General features: G+C 31.0%; 25 protein-coding genes. 6 read left to right on the top strand and 19 right to left on the bottom strand.

The window, feature by feature from the left end; translation table 11 throughout:
- Window positions 1–331 precede the first annotated feature (331 nt).
- From B5E48_RS11250 to B5E48_RS11240, 3 genes are all read left to right on the top strand, one after another.
- Complete coding sequence (locus tag B5E48_RS11250; RefSeq protein WP_087305082.1) at window positions 332–916, top strand: histidine phosphatase family protein; 585 nt, start codon at window positions 332–334, stop codon at window positions 914–916.
- A 196-nt stretch (window positions 917–1,112) separates the two neighbouring features.
- The gene (locus B5E48_RS11245; RefSeq protein ID WP_087305081.1) at window positions 1,113–1,571 is read left to right on the top strand and encodes a hypothetical protein; all 459 of its coding nucleotides are present in this window, start codon (window positions 1,113–1,115) and stop codon (window positions 1,569–1,571) included.
- Window positions 1,561–1,881: a hypothetical protein gene (locus B5E48_RS11240; RefSeq protein ID WP_087243903.1), complete on the top strand. Its 321-nt coding sequence runs from the start codon at window positions 1,561–1,563 to the stop codon at window positions 1,879–1,881. Before B5E48_RS11245 ends, B5E48_RS11240 begins: the two co-directional genes overlap by 11 nt.
- Before the next feature lie 216 nt (window positions 1,882–2,097).
- On the opposite strand, the gene B5E48_RS11235 is transcribed toward B5E48_RS11240, so the two are convergent.
- From B5E48_RS11235 to dusB, 3 genes are all read right to left on the bottom strand, one after another.
- Window positions 2,098–2,541: an Ig-like domain-containing protein gene (locus B5E48_RS11235; protein ID WP_087305080.1), complete on the bottom strand. Its 444-nt coding sequence runs from the start codon at window positions 2,539–2,541 to the stop codon at window positions 2,098–2,100.
- A gap of 204 nt (window positions 2,542–2,745) precedes the next feature.
- Entirely contained in the window at window positions 2,746–3,093 is a 348-nt protein-coding gene (locus B5E48_RS11230) for a hypothetical protein (protein ID WP_087305079.1), read from the bottom strand.
- Window positions 3,080–4,078 (bottom strand): tRNA dihydrouridine synthase DusB, encoded by a 999-nt coding sequence (gene dusB, locus B5E48_RS11225; RefSeq protein ID WP_087305083.1) that lies wholly within the window; start codon window positions 4,076–4,078, stop codon window positions 3,080–3,082. The genes B5E48_RS11230 and dusB overlap by 14 nt, the downstream gene beginning before the upstream one ends.
- A gap of 218 nt (window positions 4,079–4,296) precedes the next feature.
- On the opposite strand from dusB, the gene B5E48_RS11220 reads away from it, so the two are divergent.
- Entirely contained in the window at window positions 4,297–4,743 is a 447-nt protein-coding gene (locus B5E48_RS11220) for a nucleotide triphosphate diphosphatase NUDT15 (protein ID WP_087305078.1), read from the top strand.
- A 181-nt stretch (window positions 4,744–4,924) separates the two neighbouring features.
- Here the strand turns inward: B5E48_RS11220 and B5E48_RS11215 are convergent, their stop codons facing one another.
- The 8 genes from B5E48_RS11215 to B5E48_RS11180 form a co-directional block, all read right to left on the bottom strand.
- Complete coding sequence (locus B5E48_RS11215) at window positions 4,925–5,464, bottom strand: DUF1697 domain-containing protein (RefSeq protein ID WP_087305077.1); 540 nt, start codon at window positions 5,462–5,464, stop codon at window positions 4,925–4,927.
- A gap of 184 nt (window positions 5,465–5,648) precedes the next feature.
- Window positions 5,649–5,891, bottom strand: a complete 243-nt coding sequence (locus tag B5E48_RS13900; protein WP_241146974.1) for a hypothetical protein — start codon at window positions 5,889–5,891, stop codon at window positions 5,649–5,651.
- 29 nt (window positions 5,892–5,920) lie between these two features.
- The gene (locus B5E48_RS11205; RefSeq protein WP_087243908.1) at window positions 5,921–6,445 is read right to left on the bottom strand and encodes a flavodoxin domain-containing protein; all 525 of its coding nucleotides are present in this window, start codon (window positions 6,443–6,445) and stop codon (window positions 5,921–5,923) included.
- A gap of 185 nt (window positions 6,446–6,630) precedes the next feature.
- Window positions 6,631–7,503, bottom strand: coding sequence for an Hsp33 family molecular chaperone HslO (hslO, locus tag B5E48_RS11200; protein ID WP_087305076.1), 873 nt, complete (start codon window positions 7,501–7,503; stop codon window positions 6,631–6,633).
- 132 nt (window positions 7,504–7,635) lie between these two features.
- Entirely contained in the window at window positions 7,636–9,594 is a 1,959-nt protein-coding gene (gene ftsH, locus B5E48_RS11195) for an ATP-dependent zinc metalloprotease FtsH (RefSeq protein WP_087305075.1), read from the bottom strand.
- Between the two features lie 15 nt (window positions 9,595–9,609).
- On the bottom strand, window positions 9,610–10,140 hold the full coding sequence (gene hpt / locus B5E48_RS11190; protein WP_087305074.1) for a hypoxanthine phosphoribosyltransferase: 531 nt from the start codon (window positions 10,138–10,140) through the stop codon (window positions 9,610–9,612).
- Between the two features lie 27 nt (window positions 10,141–10,167).
- Window positions 10,168–11,403 carry a tRNA lysidine(34) synthetase TilS gene (gene tilS, locus B5E48_RS11185; RefSeq protein ID WP_087305073.1) on the bottom strand — a complete coding sequence of 412 codons (1,236 nt, stop codon included), beginning with the start codon at window positions 11,401–11,403 and terminating at the stop codon, window positions 10,168–10,170.
- A gap of 70 nt (window positions 11,404–11,473) precedes the next feature.
- Window positions 11,474–13,660 (bottom strand): SpoIIE family protein phosphatase, encoded by a 2,187-nt coding sequence (locus B5E48_RS11180; RefSeq protein ID WP_087305072.1) that lies wholly within the window; start codon window positions 13,658–13,660, stop codon window positions 11,474–11,476.
- Between the two features lie 162 nt (window positions 13,661–13,822).
- Between B5E48_RS11180 and B5E48_RS11175 the strand changes: the two genes are divergently transcribed.
- Window positions 13,823–14,284 (top strand): YbaK/EbsC family protein, encoded by a 462-nt coding sequence (locus B5E48_RS11175; protein WP_087305071.1) that lies wholly within the window; start codon window positions 13,823–13,825, stop codon window positions 14,282–14,284.
- A 22-nt stretch (window positions 14,285–14,306) separates the two neighbouring features.
- On the opposite strand, the gene B5E48_RS11170 is transcribed toward B5E48_RS11175, so the two are convergent.
- From B5E48_RS11170 to prfA, 5 genes are all read right to left on the bottom strand, one after another.
- The gene (locus tag B5E48_RS11170; protein WP_087305070.1) at window positions 14,307–16,202 is read right to left on the bottom strand and encodes a sensor histidine kinase; all 1,896 of its coding nucleotides are present in this window, start codon (window positions 16,200–16,202) and stop codon (window positions 14,307–14,309) included.
- A gap of 3 nt (window positions 16,203–16,205) precedes the next feature.
- On the bottom strand, window positions 16,206–16,871 hold the full coding sequence (locus tag B5E48_RS11165) for a response regulator transcription factor (protein ID WP_087243914.1): 666 nt from the start codon (window positions 16,869–16,871) through the stop codon (window positions 16,206–16,208).
- A gap of 152 nt (window positions 16,872–17,023) precedes the next feature.
- Window positions 17,024–17,524 (bottom strand): GNAT family N-acetyltransferase, encoded by a 501-nt coding sequence (locus B5E48_RS11160; protein ID WP_087243915.1) that lies wholly within the window; start codon window positions 17,522–17,524, stop codon window positions 17,024–17,026.
- Window positions 17,525–17,528: 4 nt separating this feature from the next.
- The gene (gene prmC / locus B5E48_RS11155) at window positions 17,529–18,383 is read right to left on the bottom strand and encodes a peptide chain release factor N(5)-glutamine methyltransferase (RefSeq protein WP_087243916.1); all 855 of its coding nucleotides are present in this window, start codon (window positions 18,381–18,383) and stop codon (window positions 17,529–17,531) included.
- Complete coding sequence (gene prfA, locus B5E48_RS11150) at window positions 18,380–19,456, bottom strand: peptide chain release factor 1 (RefSeq protein WP_087305069.1); 1,077 nt, start codon at window positions 19,454–19,456, stop codon at window positions 18,380–18,382. The genes prmC and prfA overlap by 4 nt, the downstream gene beginning before the upstream one ends.
- Before the next feature lie 135 nt (window positions 19,457–19,591).
- Between prfA and B5E48_RS11145 the strand changes: the two genes are divergently transcribed.
- The gene (locus B5E48_RS11145; protein WP_087305068.1) at window positions 19,592–20,242 is read left to right on the top strand and encodes an HAD family hydrolase; all 651 of its coding nucleotides are present in this window, start codon (window positions 19,592–19,594) and stop codon (window positions 20,240–20,242) included.
- Between the two features lie 171 nt (window positions 20,243–20,413).
- Here B5E48_RS11145 and B5E48_RS11140 read toward each other — a convergent pair whose 3' ends face one another.
- The 3 genes from B5E48_RS11140 to B5E48_RS11130 are packed head-to-tail and all read right to left on the bottom strand — an operon-like array spanning window position 20,414 to window position 22,283.
- Window positions 20,414–21,067, bottom strand: coding sequence for an ABC-2 transporter permease (locus B5E48_RS11140; protein ID WP_087305067.1), 654 nt, complete (start codon window positions 21,065–21,067; stop codon window positions 20,414–20,416).
- Complete coding sequence (locus tag B5E48_RS11135; RefSeq protein ID WP_087305066.1) at window positions 21,064–21,909, bottom strand: ABC transporter ATP-binding protein; 846 nt, start codon at window positions 21,907–21,909, stop codon at window positions 21,064–21,066. The genes B5E48_RS11140 and B5E48_RS11135 overlap by 4 nt, the downstream gene beginning before the upstream one ends.
- Before the next feature lie 2 nt (window positions 21,910–21,911).
- The gene (locus B5E48_RS11130; RefSeq protein ID WP_087305065.1) at window positions 21,912–22,283 is read right to left on the bottom strand and encodes a GntR family transcriptional regulator; all 372 of its coding nucleotides are present in this window, start codon (window positions 22,281–22,283) and stop codon (window positions 21,912–21,914) included.
- Window positions 22,284–22,472: the final 189 nt, after the last annotated feature.

The following is a 22,472-nucleotide window of genomic DNA, read 5'->3' as shown; positions in this document are numbered from 1 at the left end:
CTATAATATAAAAGGTGGTGCAGTTGCGTATATTCAATAATATCATCTCAGTGGTGTAGTTGTTGAAATTGGTGGTGCACTTTATGCTATTGATGGTGCAGTTCATTGCAAATAATCAGTGACTGTCTAACCATTCGCATATCTAATATACAATGACCTTTACCATAACAGAAATAATTGAATTAAACATTATTATATCACCCAATGTTGTTAGATTGGTAACAATAAAGAAAATGATTAATAAATATGCTCTATAAGCATAGGGAATGGCATAAAAGAAGTATTTGGTTATATATAATAAATTTGATATAATCAATATGAGGTGATATTGATGATTAAACATTTATATTTAATGAGACATGGAGAAACGCTATTTAATAAAAGAAGAAAAATACAGGGTTGGTGTGACTCCCCTTTAACCAAAACTGGCATCTTGCAGGCCAAAGCAGCAAAGAAATGTTTAAAAGATATTTCATTTGATCATTACTATAGTTCTACATCTGAAAGATGTTGTGATACATTAGAAATTATTATCGGACAGGATACACCCTATAAAAGATTAAAACAACTTAAAGAAAGAAATTTTGGTGATTTTGAAGGAGAAAGTGAAGATTTAAACCCAAAGCGTTGGAGTGAATTCAATTATGATGACTTATTCCCTCATTATGGTGGAGAATATACGCATGATGTTGTAGAAAGAATGTCAAAATGTTTACTTGAAATCATGGAAAATGACGATCATCAAAATGTTTTAGCTGTATCTCATGGTGGTGCCTGTTATTCCTTCTTAAGTTCAGTAACTGATCCAAATATAGTAAGGGATAATGGCGGTTTCACTAATTGCTGTATTTTACACTTTGAATATAACGATGGAAAATTTAAATATATTGATATCTTAAGACCAGAATTCAGTTAGTAATCGTACTCTATTATTAAAGCAGGACAAAATAGTCCTGTTTTATTATTCATGAAATCTATCATATTTATCAAACTATTCTTTAAGCATCATTATAAAAACGTTTCTTGTCTATATCATCATTATTTTAACTTGTTGGTGTATATGATATAATTATTATAACAATGATATTCAAAAAGAGAGGACTTGAACAACCATGAAACAAATTGATCCCTATTCCTATCAATGTGGTGTTATTGATTGTTTTAATGAAATGGTCAAAGCTGGTATAAAAAATATAGCTTTAGCTCATCCTTGTACTACCAAAGAAGAAAGAGATAGCTATATTCCTTTTGTGGAAACTATCACAAATCAATATCAAACTTATTATTATTTGGATGATAATCCTTTAATTACTGATTTATTTCCTTATTCACTCAATAGAAAAACATATAATATTATCTTTTATAAAGAAAAGAAATATATAGAAGAATATATTGCATTAAAAGAACACAAAAGGCAATCTATTATAAATCAACAATATTCTCAGTTAAGAACAGAAATCGCTTATGAATTTGGTCATCTGTTAAGTTATTCAGATCAAACGATTGAACAATATATAAATATGAACAATGAAAAGGAAAATGATGAAGGAGAGGTATCATATGACCACTGAAAATTATTTAGTCATTATTATTGGATTCGTAGTTATAGCCACTGGAATTTATCATTATTTATCTCAGAAGCCTCTTACAATTTATCATAACATTCGCCCTATACTTGCTAAAAATATAACAGATGTTGCTAAACATAATCATGCCACTGCACTATTATTGTTTATATATGGATTGATTTTCATTTTAGAAGGCGTTATTTTCGACCAAACAGTTGTTCTTCATATAGCCATTTTCACTGCTGTACCTGGAATGTTTGTTGTTATGGCCATTTATGAATTTTTTATAAGGAGAAAATATTCAAAAAGGTAAGGTAAGTGATTATGCTTACCATTTTTTTATAGATCATATATTTATATACTTCATCAATTCAAAATTTTTATAATAGTTCTATTATTTAATTATCAAAATAGTAGCAATTTATTTGAAAATATGTTCTTAAGCCAAATAAAAAGAGATTTTCTAAATGATGATTAAACTCAACATTTCTAAAATCTCCTATTTATATATTTTGATGATTTTTATATTTTAGAAACACACACTACATGCTGTGTATCCTTCATTTTTAGCTTCACTTAAAGAAATTGCAATCTGACTTCTTCTTAAATAACGACAACCATCGCGATGATATTTTTCACCTGTTCTTGTTATATAAACTGTTTCTCCTACATAATTATTTGATGATTGTGTTGTTCCATTTGTAGAAGAGTGATGTGTTGTATGATGAGATGATGTTGTTGATTTCTTTTGTGTAGAAGGAACTGTAATATAACATGTTTGGGTATGTCCATCAACACTAGCACTTATTGTTGCAGTTCCTGCTTTTAAGGCAGATATATGACCTGCTTCATCTACAGTCACAACATCTGGATTGCTTGATGCATATGTAATTGCATGATGACTATTTGTCGTTACTTTTAATGTCTGTGTTTCATTTGGTTTCAAAGTCATTGACGCATTTGAAGCTTTCAAAGTTACTTCTTCAATCGTAACAGGTATATCTATTGTTGATTGATTTTGATATTCATCTTTAACTATAGCTTTCGCAACATATTTTCCTGGTGTATTGTCATTGACATCATCATCAATAATGGTAGTCTCATATTCCGATAAATCCTGTATAGATAGGCATTCTTCATAATCAATAGTATGATTTTGTAATGCAGTTACTTCTTCTCATAATTGTAATTGAGGCGACGTTGTATCTTCTACTGAAATATATAAAGTTTCTTTTTTATTTCCCAATTGAAAATCAATTGTATAATCTCCAACATCTAATATTTCTTCAAAATCATCTATATCTTGACTACTATATTCAATATCACCATTAGTTTCAATAAAATCATCAAATTGATTTGGTAAAGTTTCTCCATATTCTAAAGTTAATATATCTTTGATTAAATGAAAATCTTGCCTATTCCATAAAATAATACCTATAATGCATACAATAACAAATATACCTAAAATTGGTAAAACAATTTTCTTTTTTATTTCCCCATAATCTTTTCCCCTATCTTTCCTCAAAAACTGCTTTATCACCTGTATGTAAATAAATGCGATATTTTTCTATAATCTCTTCTAATTCATTATATGTATTGACTTTAGAGAGATGATTCTTAATAGCACTTGCTGATTTTAAACCTTTGATATACCATGGAGCATGCCCTCGCATTTGTCTCATGGCATTTTTTTCTCCTTCAACACTCATTAATCTTTTAGCATGTGATAAGCATTGATTGAGTTTTTCATCCATTGTTGGTTCGTCTAATAAAACTCCATTTTCAACATAAGCAACCATCTGTTGAATAACCCATGGATTCCCAAGTGCTGCTCTTCCAACCATCACAGCATCACAACCTGTTTCTTCCAACATACGTTTTGCATCTTGAGCCGTTTTGACATCTCCATTACCAATAACGGGAATAGAGACAGCTTCTTTCACCTGTCTGATATAGTCCCAGTTGGCACGACCTTCGTACATTTGTGAACGTGTTCTTCCATGTACAGCAATAGCACTCGCTCCTGCTTTTTCAATCAATTTTGCAATTTCTACACAGTTAATAGAATCAAAGTCATAACCAATACGTATCTTAACAGTCACTGGCTTGCTGACAGCTTCCACCACATTTTTAACAATATCATAAACCAAATCAGGATACTGCAACAAATAACTTCCTGCATGAGCTTTTAAAACTTTCTGAACAGGACATCCCATATTAATATCAATAATATCACAATTGGAATGTTCATCTACAAATTTGGCTGCTTTGACCATGGAATCTACATCCCCACCAAATATCTGTATACTGACTGGATGTTCATCTTCATCAATCGTCAACATTTCGATCGTTTTTTGATTACCATAACACAAGGCTTTATCACTAACCATTTCACTAACGACTAACCCAGCTCCAAATTCTTTAATAATCTTTCTAAACGCAACATTTGTGATACCAGCCATAGGCGCCATAATAATTCTATTCTTAATTTCAACATTTCCAATTCTCATTTTTTTCACCATAACACAATATAACATACTTTCTTGAAAATACAAAGACAAATACTTGATATAGTATAAAACATAGGAGGCGATAAAGAATAAATTTTCCATTGGCAATGTCATATTTTTCCCTCTCCCATTCAAAATACATTGTTAGTAATAAACAAATGCGATTCTCATCAAAAGAATCGTATTTTTTTGTTATAATGATGATTGAGGTGATCATGATGGAAAAACACATAAAAGTGGGTGTAGGTGTTATGATTATTCATGATAATCAAGTACTCATGGGACATAGAAATGCTCATTATGAAGATACAGGTGGTATCTATCAACCTGATTGCTGGTGTCTACCAGGTGGCAAACAGGAATTTGATGAAACAATATATGAATGTGCAAAAAGAGAAGTCAAAGAAGAAACAAATCTTCATATTGAAGATTTACATATTGTTAATGTTGTTGATGATTTCCAAAAAGATAAACATTTTGTAACGATTCATGTTATGGCCAAAAAATATGATGGTAAGCTCCAAGTCATGGAACCTGATAAACAAGATGAATGGCGCTGGTTTTCATTAAATGAGTTACCTAAAAATATTTATTTACCCTCACTCAAATTTATTGAATTTTATTTGAATAAAAATAAAAGATCTGTCAACCATATAAACAGATAACTTACACTTTCCCCTCTATTTTTCCTCCCCAATATAAAATAGATGTAAGTTATCAAAGTTATATTCCTAATATTGGTAAACCCCAAAAAGAGAAGGCACCTTCCCCTTGTGCCTTCTTTTTTTATAAAAATTTATCTTTATCTATATGACTTTTCATTTTATATCATTATTTGAAAAGTGATTACATATTGGCTATTTTTCTGACTATATTTGCTGTTCTTATCGTTAGTTTTGCACTGATATTTGCACTTGCTGTCTTGGACCACCAATTTGTTTTTTGATAATCTTTACGACTAAAAGACCAAAATATCACTTCTTTATAATTCTCTATCTTTTCTAATTCTTTTTTTGGTTCCCCAATTTCATTATAGACGTCCAAGAATTTTGCTGGCGGTATAATAAAAATAAGATTATCATAAATATCTTTGTTATTATTGCCCCACCATTGAGGTGAATTGTGTAAAATATCTAGAAGATCTTGTTTTGATATAACAAAAACAGAAATGTCTAAATGAAACTGATTGTGAATCATGAGTTCAATTTGATTTGTCAACTTCTTTATATCATCTTCGTGACTAGAAAAAATAACATTTCCACTATTAAGATAAGTCTTAACATCTTCAAATGCAAGTTGTTCAAAACCTTCTTTTAATGCTGGCATAAAGACTTTATTTTTTCCACTTACATTGATTCCTCTCAATAAGGCAACATATCTTTTCATATTCTTCATCGCCTCTATAAATTAGGATTTATTTCTCTAATATTCTTTTCAAATCCATAACAAACTGTGTTTGCTGTTTTTTTAAATATGATTTTACAAATGGCTTCATATAGAATTTCTTTGCTGTTACCTGTTCTGTAAAATCAATCTCCGTTTTATCGTCTATGGAAGTGAAAATGCCAATCTAATGTCCTTTCATATTGCTATTTTCCATATCAAATTCACAGCGCTTATGTGGTTCTACAACAGTGATAGTAAAAGTGGTGGGATAGCCGTTTTTGGTATATTCAATAAATTGTTCTTCATTTATTACTTCCGTTTTACTTAAATCACTTCGCCATTGAGTATATTTATCAACTGCTAAAACAGTTTCCCAAACTTTATGAATATTACTATCAATGCTGTCTTTTATATTTGAAATTGTCATTTTTTGCACTTCCTCTCAAATTATAATTTTTATTGAATATATTCCAATAATGGTCTTAGATATTCCTTATCAGTCCAATCACATTTTTCTCCTACTGCACTCATGAGTGCTTTCATCCAAGGTTCATAAGTGCTAGGATCTTTCTTTGCTATAGCTTTTTGTAACATTTTGCATAAAGTTCTATCTTTCAATGACATTTTTTCTTCATCCCAAGCACCTCTCGCATAAAATGTTGGTACATTTTTTAAATCTTCTTTAAGATTATGTGCTTTTACTTCATTAAATGCTTTCTTGTCAAATGGTGATGCACCAACACATAGTATAGCTATTTTTTTATTTTTTAATAAATGATAGTTTTTCCTAAGAAATGATAAACCTGCTATACCAGAAGCATAGATACCACCACATAATACAATTGTATTATATTTTTCTATATCTTTTATCTTTGCATGTGGTGTTTCTATATAATCAAATTGAGTTTCTTCAATTAACCAATTGACATATTTTTTTGTTGATCCATACTTTGATTGATAAATGATAATACCATTTTCCATATTTTCATCTCACTTTCTCATAACGCATTTTCATGATAAATTATATTTTACAATACAATTATATCAGGAATATATCACACAATCATTTCTTTTCAGCTTCTAACAAACTATTATCTCCAAAATTTTTTGTATCATCAAATAGTCGTAAGACATTCTATGATTTCACAACATAAAAAAAGAATATCCTACTGGATATCCTCTAATAATGATTTTAATTCATCTTCACTAAAAGTATACTTTGAATTACAGAACTGACATGTCATTTCACAACCATGATCTTCATCAATCATCGCTTGAATTTCATCTTTTCCTACTGTCATTAATGCATTTCTCATTTTATCTTTTGAACAGTCACATTCAAAAGATAAGTCTTGTGCATCTAATATTTCAACATCTTCAAAAATCATTTTTAATATTTCTTCAGGTGTATGACCTTCATTTAATAAAGCAGAAACCGCTGGGAAATTTCTCATTTTATCTTCAATATAAGAAATATCTTCATCACTGGCTTCAGATAAAAGTTGGATAATAAATCCACCGCTAGATAAGATTTCATTTGTTGTATCAACAAGAACACCTAATGAAACGACAGATGGCACCTGTTCTGATACCATAAAATAATAAGAAAAGTCTTCACCAATTTCACCAGTCTGGATAGGTACAGTCCCAACAAATGGTTCTTTTAATCCCATATCCTTAATCACTTGTAAAGTTCCCTGATTTCCTACAGCTAAACCAACACCGAGTTTACCTGTATCTTCATAAGTATAATGAACATGTGGATTTCCAACAAAAGCTTTAATTTTCCCATCACTATGTGTACATGCCATTAATGTGCCAATAGATCCACCACCGTTCATTGTGACGGTCATTTTCTCATGATTTTTATTCATCGCTCCAAGCATCAAAGTGGCTGACATCAAACGTCCTAAAGCTGCTGAAGCTGTTGGCCATAAGTCATGCTTTTGTCTTGCTGTTTCTAATAAATGCTGTGTTGTACATGCAAATACACGACAGTTTTTTGATTGTACTAAACCTCTCACTAAATAATCTTTCATCTTTTAACCTCCTAGCGCAAAGTAACCAATTAACGGAATAACCATAGACGCAATAATAATAAGAACCAATAATTTACTCATTGTACTTCTTTTCATTGTAATCTCCTCTTACAAAAATAAGCACATACGTGCTTATTTCATTTCATCTAATAAATCATCATCTAAATTCACTGTGTTTTTCTTTTCTTCTACTGGCGGGTTTTGATCATGATGATCATCGTCATCCACACCATTATCCATTTCTAACATATGTCCAGTGTTATATAATGATTCAATTTGTTCATTATTTAATGTTTCATGCTCTAATAAAGCATTCGCAATAATAATTAACTTATCTTTTTGTTCATTGATAATCTGACGACATTGTTCATAACAAGTATCAATAATCTTACGAACTTGCTGATCAATTTCATAAGCAATTTGACCAGAATGTGTATTGCTTGTAGAAGAATAATCTCTACCTAAGAATACTGCATCATGACCAGAATCATATTTAATTGGTCCTAAATCAGACATACCTAATTCAGTAACCATTAATCTGGCAATACGAGTCGCCTGTTCAATATCATTATGCGCACCAGAAGAGACATCACCAAAGAAGATTTCTTCAGCCACACGTCCACCCATAAATCCAGTAATGCTTGCCATTAACTGTGATTTTGTTTGGAAATATGTTTCTTCTTTTGGTGTCATTAAGTTATATCCACCAGCTTGACCTCTAGGAATAATAGTGACTTTTTGAACTTTATTGGCATCCTCTAAAGTTAAACCAATAATTGCATGTCCTGCTTCATGATAAGCAACCAATTTTCTTTCTTTTTCTGTATACTTACGTGATTTTTTCGCTGGTCCACCAATAACACGGTCAATTGCTTCATCAACATCATCTAAAGTAATACGTTTATGTCCTAAACGAACCGCTAATAAAGCCGCTTCATTTAATACGTTAGCTAACTCTGCACCTGAGAAACCAGGAGTACGTTGTGCAATGTTATCAAAATTCACATCATCTGTAAATTTCTTATTACGTGCATGCACACGTAAGATTTCAGCTCTCGCTTTTTTATCTGGGTTTGCAACTTGAATTTGTCTATCAAAACGTCCTGGACGAAGTAATGCAGGGTCTAAGACATCAGCACGGTTTGTTGCTGCTAAAATGATAATACCTTCATTACCACTAAATCCATCCATTTCAACTAATAACTGGTTCAATGTCTGTTCACGTTCATCATGTCCACCACCGACACCAGTTCCTCTTTGACGCCCCACAGCATCAATTTCATCAATGAAGATGATACATGGTGCATTTTGTTTTGCTTTTTTAAACATATCACGCACACGTCCAGCACCAACACCAACGAACATTTCTACGAATTCAGAACCTGAAATAGAATAGAAAGGTACATTGGCTTCACCAGCCACTGCTCTCGCAAGTAATGTTTTACCTGTACCTGGAGGCCCTACAAGTAATACACCTCTAGGAATTTTAGCCCCCATGTTGGCAAATTTCTTTGGATTTTTCAAGAAATCTACTAATTCTTTTAATTCTTCTTTTTCTTCATCTGCTCCAGCAACATCTGTAAATCTTGTTTTGCTGTCTTTCTCTAATTTTGCACGTGAGTTTCCAAAATCGAAAGCTTTGGCATTGGCACCCCCGCCACCACCAATACTTCTCATTACAAAAAACATCACACCAATCAATAAAATATATGGAAGTAAACCTAATAAAGTATCTACCAACATATTTTCACTTTTTGCATCTAAAACTTCAACTGTAATACCTTTATCTTCCATTAACTGAATTAAAGAATCTAATTCCTGATCAGTCTGTGGAACATTTGTTTTAAATGTATAATTGACTTCTTGACCTTCTTCAGTCTTTGTATATTGTCCTTCTACACTTGTCACATAAATACCAGGCATCACTGATACTTCAGTTACATTTTCTTTATTGACAATTTCCGTAAACTCAGTATAGTTCACTTCATTTGTACGCCCCATATTTAATAATGGAACTAATGAACTCAATAAAATAATGACAAGAACCCAAGGCAATATGGCTTTTATTAAACTCTTATTCTTATTGTTCATATAATCTCCTTTTCACTACTGATAACATTCTTCTTTTAAAATGCCTACATAAGGTAATTGACGATATTTCTCATTAAAATCCAATCCAAATCCAATCACAAATGCATTAGGAATTTCAAATCCTACATACTTTGCTTCAATTGGATAAGTACGTCCTTCTTTTTTATCTAACATTGTAACAATTTCAACAGAATTTGCACCACGTTCTTCAAGCATTGCTTTGACTGTTGTTAATGTTTTACCGGTATCTAGAATATCTTCTACAAGTAAGATATCTTTACCTTTGACATCCTGATCCAAATCTTTCTTGATTGTAATTGTTCGTGATTCAACACCTTCATAACTGCTGACATCCATATAATCAAATGTCACATCTAATTCTATATATTTAGATAATTCCGCTAAAAAAGGAACAGATCCTTTTAATAAACCAACCAGAATCACTTCTTCATCATTATAATCATTTGTAATTTGTTTTGCTAATTCTTTACACTTCTCAACAATTTCTTCTTGAGTATATAAAATCTCTTTAACATCTTTATGCATACTTCTCACTCCTTATAATAAGCCTTTTTATTTTATCACAAATACATTTGGTTTTGTAGTCAAATAATCAATGTTTTTTGCAATATGTGGAACTAAAACAATAGTTCCATCCTTATTCACGACAACAGGCCATGTTTTTCTTTTCAAAGCAGGAATTTTTGCATTTATAAATAGACGTGAGAGTTTTTTTGTTCCAGAAGATGTCATAATGCTATCGCCTTCTTTCATTGTACGGATAGTAATTGGATAATCTTCAGGGGCAAGAAAGACCCCTTCATTGATATGACCACTATCTAATAAATGGAAATACTCACAACCAAAAGGCATATATTCTCTAAATTCAAAATGATAGCCCTTGGTTTTACATTTATCAATGATGTAGATATTATCGTATTCTTTTATGAACAGATAATTAACTGGTAAATTCATTTGAATATTTGGTTTCACACTATCAATCTGATGCTTGATTTCCTGAATAAGAGAATAAGAAATTAACTGTGTTGGCATCACATCACGTAAAATTAAATAAAGGAAGATTTCTCTTAACTCTTTAGGAATATAATAATAGTAAATAATGCCATCTGTTTTATATTGTTGGTAATAGGTTTGAACTTTAAACTCTAATTCTTTGATTCTTTGATTATGTGCTTCAGCCTTTTTTAAAAGTTCTTCTTTTTGTTGTAATGTATAATGATTCAAAACAGTATTACGAACTTTATCTCTTTCAAAATCCGTTTCAAAATTTGTATAATCATCATGATAAGGAATATGTCCATCTTGACATCTTTTAATGATTTCTTCTTTATATAGACACATTAAAGGTCTAATAATGCGCATATTTTGAACATGTGTTTCCTGTTTAATTCCTAAATAGTGAACCGTATTATGATGGGATAACTGCATATAAATAGTTTCCAGATGATCATCTAAATGATGACCTAAAATCACACCATCAACATGATAAAGATCATAGATTTCTTTATAAAAATTATATCTTAACGTTCTTGCCTGATTTTGAAAATTACCCTGATGATAATCTTGAGGATGAAATTCTTTATAATAGAAAGGAATTCCATACGTTGCACAATAATCACTGACTAACTCATAATCCATATAACTATCATGACGATAATTATAATTCACATGAGCAACCAGCAAATGATACCCTTCCTTTCTTAAAGTATCTAAAAGATACATTGAATCGCATCCACCAGATATACCAATCACGTAATATTTTGAACGATCTAATAACTCTAAATTCATGCTATCACTCCATGAGGACATTATATCAAAGAAATGATAATTCCAAAACAAAAATCCCAATATTTTGGGATTATTGCTTACATATTTTTAAAACCATGATGGTCATATCATCATTCCTTTGTTCATCATTTGCCAATGTCATAAATAAATGAGCAATATCTTTAGGATGATCATCACCAATCAAATATTCATTATCCTTTAAAAATTCTCTAAAATGTCCTGAAAAACCATCACTTACCATAAAAATCATATCATTTTCTTTCAAAGTTTGTTTTTGAATCATTGTTTCAAGTGGTGAAACAATACCCATCGGTAACGTTTTAGATTCTACTTCTATGATTTCATGATCACGTAAAATATAGGTTGGACAAGCCCCATATTTCATAAATGTTGTCACTCCATTGACCAGATTGATTTCTATCATATCAACCGTAGTAAACATATCATTACGATTTTTAATTTTTAATAAAGCATTCACTGATTGAATGGTATCATTTAAAGAAATGCCATTTGTAATTAACTGTTTCATGACATCTAATGTCAAGCTTGAATCATCACTTGCTTTTTGTCCCTGCCCCATACCATCACTCAAGGCAAAATAGTCATTTTCATTCATAGAAAAAATCGTATAACTATCCCCACAGGCAATACTTTCTTTAGCACATTGTGAGACTCCGTATTGAATAAAATAACGGGTATGATGTTTTAAAACAAGATATGTATAACCTAACTGATGCATGGGTGTTTTGATAACTTCTACATCCAATGTTTCATTAAGATAAGCTTCAAGAATCGGTATAAATTCATTTTCAATTTCTTCTCTAGTCATATCATATAGCCCTATTTCTAAATAATAGACTGATTGTGATTCATAGTATTTTTTAAGATGTGCCAATTGAAAATGATAACCTTCCATATGTTCATAAATATGCTTTTCTTCAATATGTCCAATTTCCAGTTGATGAGAAAACTGATGAAAAACATGATTTAATAATGAAAATTGATGATAGAGATCATTTTTCATCACTTTATATTCTTCCTGAACTCGTCTGATTTTCCGATAATCTTTACGATACTGCTGTACTAAAGCTAGATATTTTTCTGGATTTAAACAATATTGATGAATAAAATCTTCATCAGCTTCACTATAACTTTCTTTTAATCCTTTATTCATTAATTTGACTAAACGATGTGGTCCATATTTTTTATGAAAGCAAGTGGTTTGACTTGAACAATTCTGACACATATCTTCATAAATATAACCCACATATTCTAAAGAACGATTAGGTGCAGGTGCTTTCGTAAACAAAGCCGTCATCTGTTCAAATAAATGACAGAAAGAATCAACCTGTTTTGATAATTGTTGTTTAAAAGTCATTTCCTGATAACTTGAAGACAACACAGGTTTATGTAAACGCATCGGTAAGATGAAAAAAATCAAGCCACTGGCAACGACAATAAATCCATGATATGTATATTGAAAATCTAAAAAGAATGGCAAAATAAGATGAGATACAAAATATAGAGAGACGATAGTTGATTTTTTATGACAAGGAATCATATAGAAAAAGAAAAGGGGTAGTAAAAAAGATAAAATATCATCTTTATATCCTAGATCCATCAACAGCATCAACATAGCACTATAAAATAATCCTGGCAATAAATCATCTAAACATTCATGATAAATCATAATTAAAATAAAAATACGAATTAATATCATTGTTGACATTTGAGAATATGGCAATAACCCCATTGTACATATAAGAATTACAACTGTTAAAGCTTTCATTCTTTCATGAGTCAAAAGCTCAGCTTCGCCATGCATAAATATCGGTGTTAAAGATGTAAAAATCATTGTATTGATATATGTTAAAATAGTGAGTAATAAAGTTGAAAGTAAATCTATTTGAATATAAGCATAATAGATGCCTCCAATCAATGTTAAAAGATAGGGCACATATCTTGATTTCATAGATTGAAACAGTAAACAGAATTCTAAAATAACAAAAGATATAGCGCTTATCACAAAAACATCATAAGGAACATCTAAGAATATAACCCCTATACCAAGCCCTATAGCATAACCTATAATAGACTGATACCCACACATAAAGCACACATAAAAAAAAGGCAATGCAAATAATAATGATGTTGAATAAATATGTACAATAGAAATTAAAAAAGAAATTAATGTTATATAAAAAATAAATTGGTACCTAATCTTTTTCATACGACTAGGACTAAGAATCAGTTCCATTTTTCCCACCTCTTGCCATTATTATAGAGGTTCCTTTTTGCATTATTTGTCATATTTAAAAGATGATCATTATTTTTTCAAACAGACATCATTCTATAGATTTTACTTATCCTATTCAAAAGATTATACTAAAACTGAGAGACATCAAAGGAGGTCATAACTATGTCATATAAACGTGTTCAAACATATTTTCATCAGCTTCATTTAGCAGATCGTATTATTGATTTAAAGGATTCTAGCGCAACTGTTGAATTAGCTTCAAAAGCATTAGGATGTCAACCTCAACAGATTGCTAAAACTTTATCTTTTTTAATAGATGAACAACCTTTGCTGATTGTTATGGCTGGTGATGCCAAAATTGACAATAAAAAATATAAACAATACTTCCATAAAAAAGCAAAAATGATTCCTAATGAACTTGTTGAATCCTATATTGGACATAGTCCTGGTGGTGTATGTCCTTTTGCAGTCAAAGACAATGTACAAATTTATCTTGATATCTCTTTACAAAAGTTAGCATACGTCTACCCTGCAGCCGGTAATGATCATAGTGCGATTCGTTTATCTTATCATGAACTAGAAGAGTGTTGTCATCCTCAAGACTGGATAGATGTTTGTCAATAAGAAAAGTTCCCCCTAAAGGGAACTAATATTTAAAATAGAAGAGAACACCCTGTGGTGTATTTTCAACACCATATTCAAAATGATGCAATTCCAATATAGCTTTACAGATAGCTAACCCCAAACCAGTTCCACCTTCATTTCTGGCTTTATCAACTTTATGAAAAGAGAGCCAGATTTTTTGTATGTCTTCTTCTGGGATATGGGCCCCTGTATTTTCTACCGAGAAGCAATGTTCGTCCAAATGAATAATGACTTCTTCGCCTGCTTCTGTATAACGCAAAGCATTACTTATATAATTTGTAATAACCATTCCTATCTTAAAAGGATCGGCTTGGATAATACTAGAATCTAAATCAGTTTTCAAATGAACTTTCTGTGCTTCAAACAGACAAGCCATTGATTCTAAAGCTTCGTCAACGATATCTAATAAATCTACTTCTTCAAGATCCAATGTCATATTTTGAGATTCTAGTTTTGATAAGTCTAACATAGCTAAAACAAGTTCATTAATGCGTCTTGTTTCATTTTGAATGATTTGTATGTATTCATTACGTTTCTTTTCATCCTGTTCCAGTTCAACCATTTCACTAAAACCATTGATAATGCCTAGTGGTGTTTTAATTTCATGTGTAAAATTAGAAACGAACTCTTTTCTGACAATCTCTAGCTGTTGAACACGTTCAATTTCCTGATGCAAATCATTGATTGTTTTTTCTAATTCCTTACTCATCTTATCAACACTTCGAGCCAAATCACCAAGTTCATCATGGCGTGAGGTATCAATAGGATATTCAAACTGCTTACGAGAAATGCGCCAGGCAGCTAATTCTAATTGTTTGATTGGACGGACAATCATATAAGCTACAATAAAGCACATAATAATAATCAAAACAATGGCTAAAATATATGTTGATGAATTATCATACATAAATTGTTGTAAACTTTTCATACGTAGATTTTCATATTCCTGCGTTATAAAAATATAACCTACTGTTGCTGCATCTACAGTGACTTCTTCTTGCGTTTGATTAGGTGTGATCCAATCTTCTAATCGCATCATAATGGTAGAATAATATTTACCATTATATTCATAAGGATTAATCAAATAGTATTGTGTATAATCATAAATTGATGAATTAAATTCTTTTCCTGAATCTTTAAATTGTTCAAATTTTTTTTGAATTTGCTGTTTTAATCCATTAAAAGCATCATGATAATCAGTTAACATTGCTTTTTGTGTTAAGTTAGAAGAATATGATAAACCATCTGCTGAATATGGAAACAACAGCTCCATCTTGGCACTCATATAAGAACTGGCAACACCTTCTATATGTGTTATTTCACCTTCAACCTGATGCTCAATAACTGTCTGATTGTTGACTTTTATTTCTTTAAAATCCAAATCTCTCATTTCACCATTAAATTCATTATATTGGCCTATATGAACATCAATAGATATATCTAATTGTGAATTTTGATGTTGTATAATGACCTTCTCCAATTTTTCCAAATCTTTTTGACTCAATGAAGAAAAATCAATACCAACAGAATAATTCGTATCATCTTTTTCAACTATCAAAGATAATGATGGTCCTTCAACCCCATCTCTAGACATATCTAAAATCTTTCCATCAGCATCAACCAGACATTTGACTTTCGTTAAATCCCCAGAAAGCGCATGATGATATAATCTTAAAAATTGTTGGGAAGATAAATCAACTGGATTCACTGCAATTCTTTCAATATAATTTTTGGCAAACTTATCTAAGTTACGAATCGTTATTTCAGCATCAGTTTCTAATGTGTTTTTAATATAGCGCTCAATCCCTAAACGAATTTCATTACCTAATACTGCTAAAAAAGCTAATAAAATAATACAGGCTATTTTGATAACTAAACTAAAGTTTAATTTCCTCATAGATTACCCCTTAGAATCAAACATATAGCCAATTTTGACTACCGTTTGAATATAGACTGAAGCTGCTTTTAATTTTTTTCTTAATTTTTTGACATAAGTATCAACAATACGCTGATCACCATAATAATCATAACCCCAGATACGATCTAAAAGCTGATCTCTAGATAAAATTTTACGTTTATTATCAATAAAATACATCAACATCTGATATTCTTTATGTGATAAAGATACTTTTTCTCCATCAATATAAACTTCATGCGTATCATCATTAATACGGATGATTCCTTCTTCAATAATCATCCCCTGCTCATCTTTTTTAAAGCGTTTTAATAAAGCATTACATTTTGCATATAATAATGAAGGTGTAAATGGCTTAGATATAAAATCATCAGCACCAAGATCATATCCTTTTAATTTATTATCATCATCACTTAAAGCACTAATAAATAAAATAGGAATATCATTCTTTTGACGAATCTGTTTACAAACTTCATAACCATCAATACCAGGCATCATAATATCTAATAAAACAAGATCAAAGCTATCATCTAATAATGATAAACCTTCATATCCATCACTCGCTTCAATAACTTCTTCTCCCTGTTTTTGAAAATACTCTACAATGAACTGACGTATTAGTTTTTCATCTTCAACCAATAAGACTTTCATATAAACACCTCCTATTTTTCTTTATTATAATATAAATTTATGGAAAAAATATGAAAAATAAAAAAAATGAGGATATTTAGTCCTCATTCAATCATTTGAAGCAATATATGCTACTTATTTAACTAGGCATCCATATCGCTGTTGACATAAAGCTATAAATATTTGACATACCCTTCATCATGATAGAAGAAAGATTCTTCAAACTTTTGAAAATCAAGTTTTTTTAACAAATGTTTTGAACGCTGATTATCCTTATAAACATAACAAATCACTCTTTGAAAATGATACTGTTCTTTCATAAACACACAAAAAGCTTCCACAATTTCACTTCCATAACCTTGAGACCAATAAATACTATCTATTGTATATCCCAAAACAAAAACCTTTTCATTAGCCACATCTACAAATAAATCACCAATCATCTGATCATTCTCTTTTAAGATAACTGCTAAATGATAATTTGTTTTTGGTAAATTCAAATCTGTTAACTTTAAACATTGCTGAATACGTTTTGTTGCATCTTTTACTGAATACTTTTTCCATGATTGATAATAAGCGACTTCCTTTTTTTGACGATACTCACTCATACGCATAGCATCTGTAACTTCTAAACGTCTTAAGTATAATCTTGATGTTTCTAAAATCTTTTCCATAATGTTAACTCAAATGATAATAAATAAACAACATGCGATCTTTTCCATTAATATCCTTGATAATTTCATAAGGAATACCTGGAAAATACTGTTCTACTGCCTGTGACATGAGTTCTCTTTGATCAAATCCCATTTCAAAAGCAAGTAAAGCACGGTCTTTTAAAACATGACGAACATCTTTAAAGATCTTTCGATAAAAATACAAACCATCATTTCCACCAAATAAAGCCACATGGGGTTCATTATCTTTCACAACACTTTCAATTTCCTGATCTTGTGGAATATAAGGTGGATTGGATACAAATATATCAAACTTCTGTTGACGGTCTATCAATGGTTCTAACATATCCCCTTGATAAAAAGTCACTTGAGCATCTAATTCACTGGCATTCGCTTTAGCGACCTCTAATGCTTCTTCACTGATATCTGTTGCGACGACATTTAATTTTGGTTCTTCTAATGCCAAAGTAATCGCAATCGCTCCTGAACCCGTTCCTACATCACATAAATCAATAGATGAATAATCATCAAAATAATCATCAATTTTATAAAGAATATTTTCTACCAGTTCTTCTGTTTCATAACGTGGTATCAACACATTTTCATTGACTATAAAATCTCTAGAGAAAAAGTTTTCTTTTCCATTAATATATTGAATAGGTTCCCCATTCATATATCTTTGCATACCATCCTGAAACTGTTTTAATAATTCTTCATCAACTTCTTCATCCATCATCAGATACAATTGATGAGGCTCTTTATGAGCCAAATGATAAAATAGAACTTTCGCAACATTACAGTCTTTATCTTTTTCATCAAGCATGGCTTCACTTTGACGAATCAGTTCTCTTAAAATCATTGTTCTTCTCCTAGAAGTTTCAATCTTTGATCTTCATTCATCAAAGCTTCAATAATATCATCCAGTTTCCCTTCCATAATACGGTCTAACTGCTGAATTGTTAATCCAATACGGTGATCAGTGACACGATTTTGTGGATAGTTATATGTTCTAATCTTTTCGCTACGATCTCCAGTTCCAATCTTACTACGACGTTCACTGCCAATTGCTTCTTCCTGTTCACGTAATTTCATTTCATATAATTTTGTACGCATTGCACGCATTGCTTTATCTCTGTTGTCATGCTGACTACGTCCATCCTGAGAAGTTGTCACAACACCTGTTGGAATATGTGTAATACGTACTGCTGAATCTGTTTTATTAATATGCTGTCCTCCTGCACCTGATGCACGATATGTGTCAATTCTTAAATCAGATGGATTTAATTCAAAATCAACTTCTTCTGCTTCAGGCATCACAAGCACAGTCGCTGTAGAAGTATGCACACGTCCCTGTGTTTCTGTCTTTGGTACACGTTGTACACGGTGTGACCCAGATTCAAATTTCAATTTTGAATAAACACCTTCCCCTTTAATCATAAAGGAAATCAATGAATATCCACCAGCTTCACTATCCTGAGCTTCTAGGATTTCAATCTTCCATCCCTGTGATTCTGCATATTTGACATACATTCTATATAAGTCACCTGCAAAGATATTCCCTTCATCTCCACCAGCAGCTCCACGAATTTCTACAATAACATTTTTATTATCATTTGGATCTTTAGGAATTAATTCTAAATGAAGTTTTTCTTCTAATTGAGGTTTCTTTTCTTCTAATTCACTTAATTCCAGTTCAGCCATTTCCTTAATTTCTGGATCACTTTCTTTAAGTAATTCTTTGGCTTCTTCAATTCCATCTAAAACCTTTTTATATTCTTGATATAACTGATAAGCATTTTCCAGACTTGCCTGTTCCTTAGAGGCTTCTGTCATCTTTTGAACATCATTTGCAATGCTTGGATCCATTAATATTTCATTTAATTCTTCATATCTTCTTGCGATTGTTTCCAATCTTTCCATCATATTATTCATACTCTAACCTCCAAACCGTTACCATTATAATATAAACATTTAAAATAAGCAAAATAATCTTGTCATAATCTTTGTTTTTTCATTGACACAGATAGATCATTTTTTTATACTCAATATAAAGTGGAGGAATAAAAAATGTTAAAAGCGGTTATTTTTGATATGGATGGATTAATGATTGATACAGAAAATGTCACTTATCAATGTTATAAAGATGTTTTAAAAACGATGAACTTAGAAATGACAAAAGCGTTTTATACAACTTTATTAGGGCGTACTATGGAAGCCACAAGACGTGCAATGTTTGATCAATATGGCGAAGATTTTCCTATTGAAGAAGTTGCGAAAAAAGTACATCAGTTAATGGATGAACAATTTGCAAGAGAAGGTGTTCCATTAAAAGATGGTCTTGTTGAATTGTTGACTTATTTAAAGGAACATCATTATAAAACAATGATTGCCACTTCAAGTCGTCGTGAAAGAGTCAATGCTTTATTGACTGATAATGGTATTCTCAATTATTTTGATGATGTGATCTGTGGTGATGAGGTCGAACATGGAAAACCTGCTCCCGATGTTTTCTTGAACGCTTGTCAAAAGTTAAATGTTCAGCCAAGTGAAGCACTTGTCTTAGAAGATAGTGAAGCAGGTATACAAGCAGCCCATAACGCTCATATATCTGTGATTTGTATTCCAGATATGAAATACCCTGATGAAGATTATGCTAACAAAACAACTTGTATTCTTGATTCACTTCATCAAGTGATTGATTATATTGACAATTTATAAACATAAAAGATTATCAGCTTCAAAAACTGATAATCTTTTTTCATTGATCATTTTTTCTATTCTTTCGATTCTTTCTTTGACGATAAGCTCGAATAGCCTTATTTCTCGTCGGTATCCCAATCCCTAAAAGCAACACAACCATAAGTATTGTAAAATCCATTGATGATTTTCCTAGAATTCTTTTTTATTCATAATAGATAGACTGACTTTTAAAGAGACCAACATAACCAAAAATCCAATCATCAAAAGAATCACCATAAACATTACTGGACCTAAAGCATCAATAGCTAAAATCAATGGAAGAACATCGATATGAAAGATTTCCACTATTTTCATCACCACAAATCCAATCACAACAAGGACACCTACACAAGCAATGAGAGCATATCTTCCTTTTTCTCCACCAAAACGAAGATGAACAGGTATCATCAATGATTCTATAACAAGAAACATCGGTAAAATCACGAAAGCTCCAATCAACATATCTGAAGTCACAGGCTTCCCCTGAACAATAAGCATCAAACCACATATTATCACTGATACTATCCAGGCTCCTGTTCCTAAAATCAATCCATAAACATACTTTTCTAAAACATAAGTTTTTCTAGAAAAAGGAAGTGTTAATAAGAATGGATAACCATTATCAAATTCATCATAAGAAATCGTACTGACGGTAAATAATGATAAAATCAATGTTATAAAACCAATCATAAAAGTTGGATCTTGCGAACTGATTGATATCAAACATGCCACAACAATAATAATGATAAAGAAATTCTTTTGCATCAACATCAATTTAAAATCTTTAATCAATAAACCTTTCATGATTTTTCACCTCTAATCATCATTGTCATCACATCATCAATATGACTATTTTCTAATACAATATTAGGATAATTTTCTCTATAATATTGTTTTTGATGAGTCAAACAGCTATAACCATAACTTTCTTTTTTGTATTTTAAGATATACGCCTTATCCAACTGTTCAAATTGTTGATCATCTACCTTTAATAAAGCATATTCACTTAATAAGACATCCGTATCTTCATGCATGATCACTTGACCATTATGAATCATATAGATATCATCACAGAGTGTTTCTAAATCACTGGAAATATGAGAACTAATTAAAATAGCTCTTTGATCATCTTCTGCCATATAATCTCTCATCATATCAAGCAATTCATCTCTCGCAATCACATCTAGCCCCGCTGTTGGTTCATCCAAAATCAACAGTTGAGCCTGATGACTCATCGCAACGATAATTTTCAATTTTGCTTTCATCCCTGTAGAAAATTCTTTGATTTTCTTATTTTTAGGCAATTCAAACTGATTCACCATACGTAAGAAGAATGATTTATCAAATCGTTTATATAAATTCTCTAATATAGGAATAATATCTGATATTGTTAAATATCCACTAAAACCTGAATCCGATAAAACAACACCTAATAACTGTTTATCCTCTTCATTCAAAGCAGATTGACCAAATATTTCAATTGATCCTCCATCACATTGAATTAATCCCAAGATAGCTTTAAATGTTGTACTCTTTCCAGCTCCATTTTGTCCTATCAAGCCAGTGACATAACCTGGTTTGACTTCTAAACAACAGTCTAATGAAAATGAAGCATAATTCTTTTTTAAATGTTTTACCTTTAACATAATTAACCCTCCAGAATCATCTCAAATAAACTCTTTAATTCTTCATCACTGATTCCACATCTTCTACTTTTTTGAATGGCCATTTCCAAATCGGCTTCGATTTCCTTTTTTTGTTCTTCTAATAACAATTCACGATTATTCGCACTCACATATGTTCCTTTTCCATGAACTGTCACTACAAACCCTTCTTCTTCCAAGTTATCGTACGCTTTCTTGACAGTCAGGGCACTTATTTTCAACTCTTTTGAGAGAGTACGAACAGATGGTAACTGATCATTTTCTTTAAGTTTTCCTTTTCTTATCATTGTTTTGATTTGATCAACAACTTGTTCATATATAGGTGTCATTAAAGAATGATTAATAATAATTTTCATTTTCTCCCTCCTGTTCATAAACAGTATATAACAGTATAAAACTGTTGTCAACTGTTATATACTGTTATATATAAAAAAAGGACAAAATAAATTTTGTCCATGGCGATTAATCATCTTTGATGATTATCGCTTTTTTGTATTGTATAATCATCTTAGGTGGTGTTCTTATGATTGATCTCTCTACTCCTG

The sequence above is a fragment of the Massilimicrobiota sp. An105 genome, assembly GCF_002161155.1.
Taxonomy (GTDB): Bacteria; Bacillota_I; Bacilli_A; order Erysipelotrichales; family Coprobacillaceae; genus Allocoprobacillus; species Allocoprobacillus merdigallinarum.
This window is presented reverse-complemented; position numbering and strand designations above follow the sequence as displayed.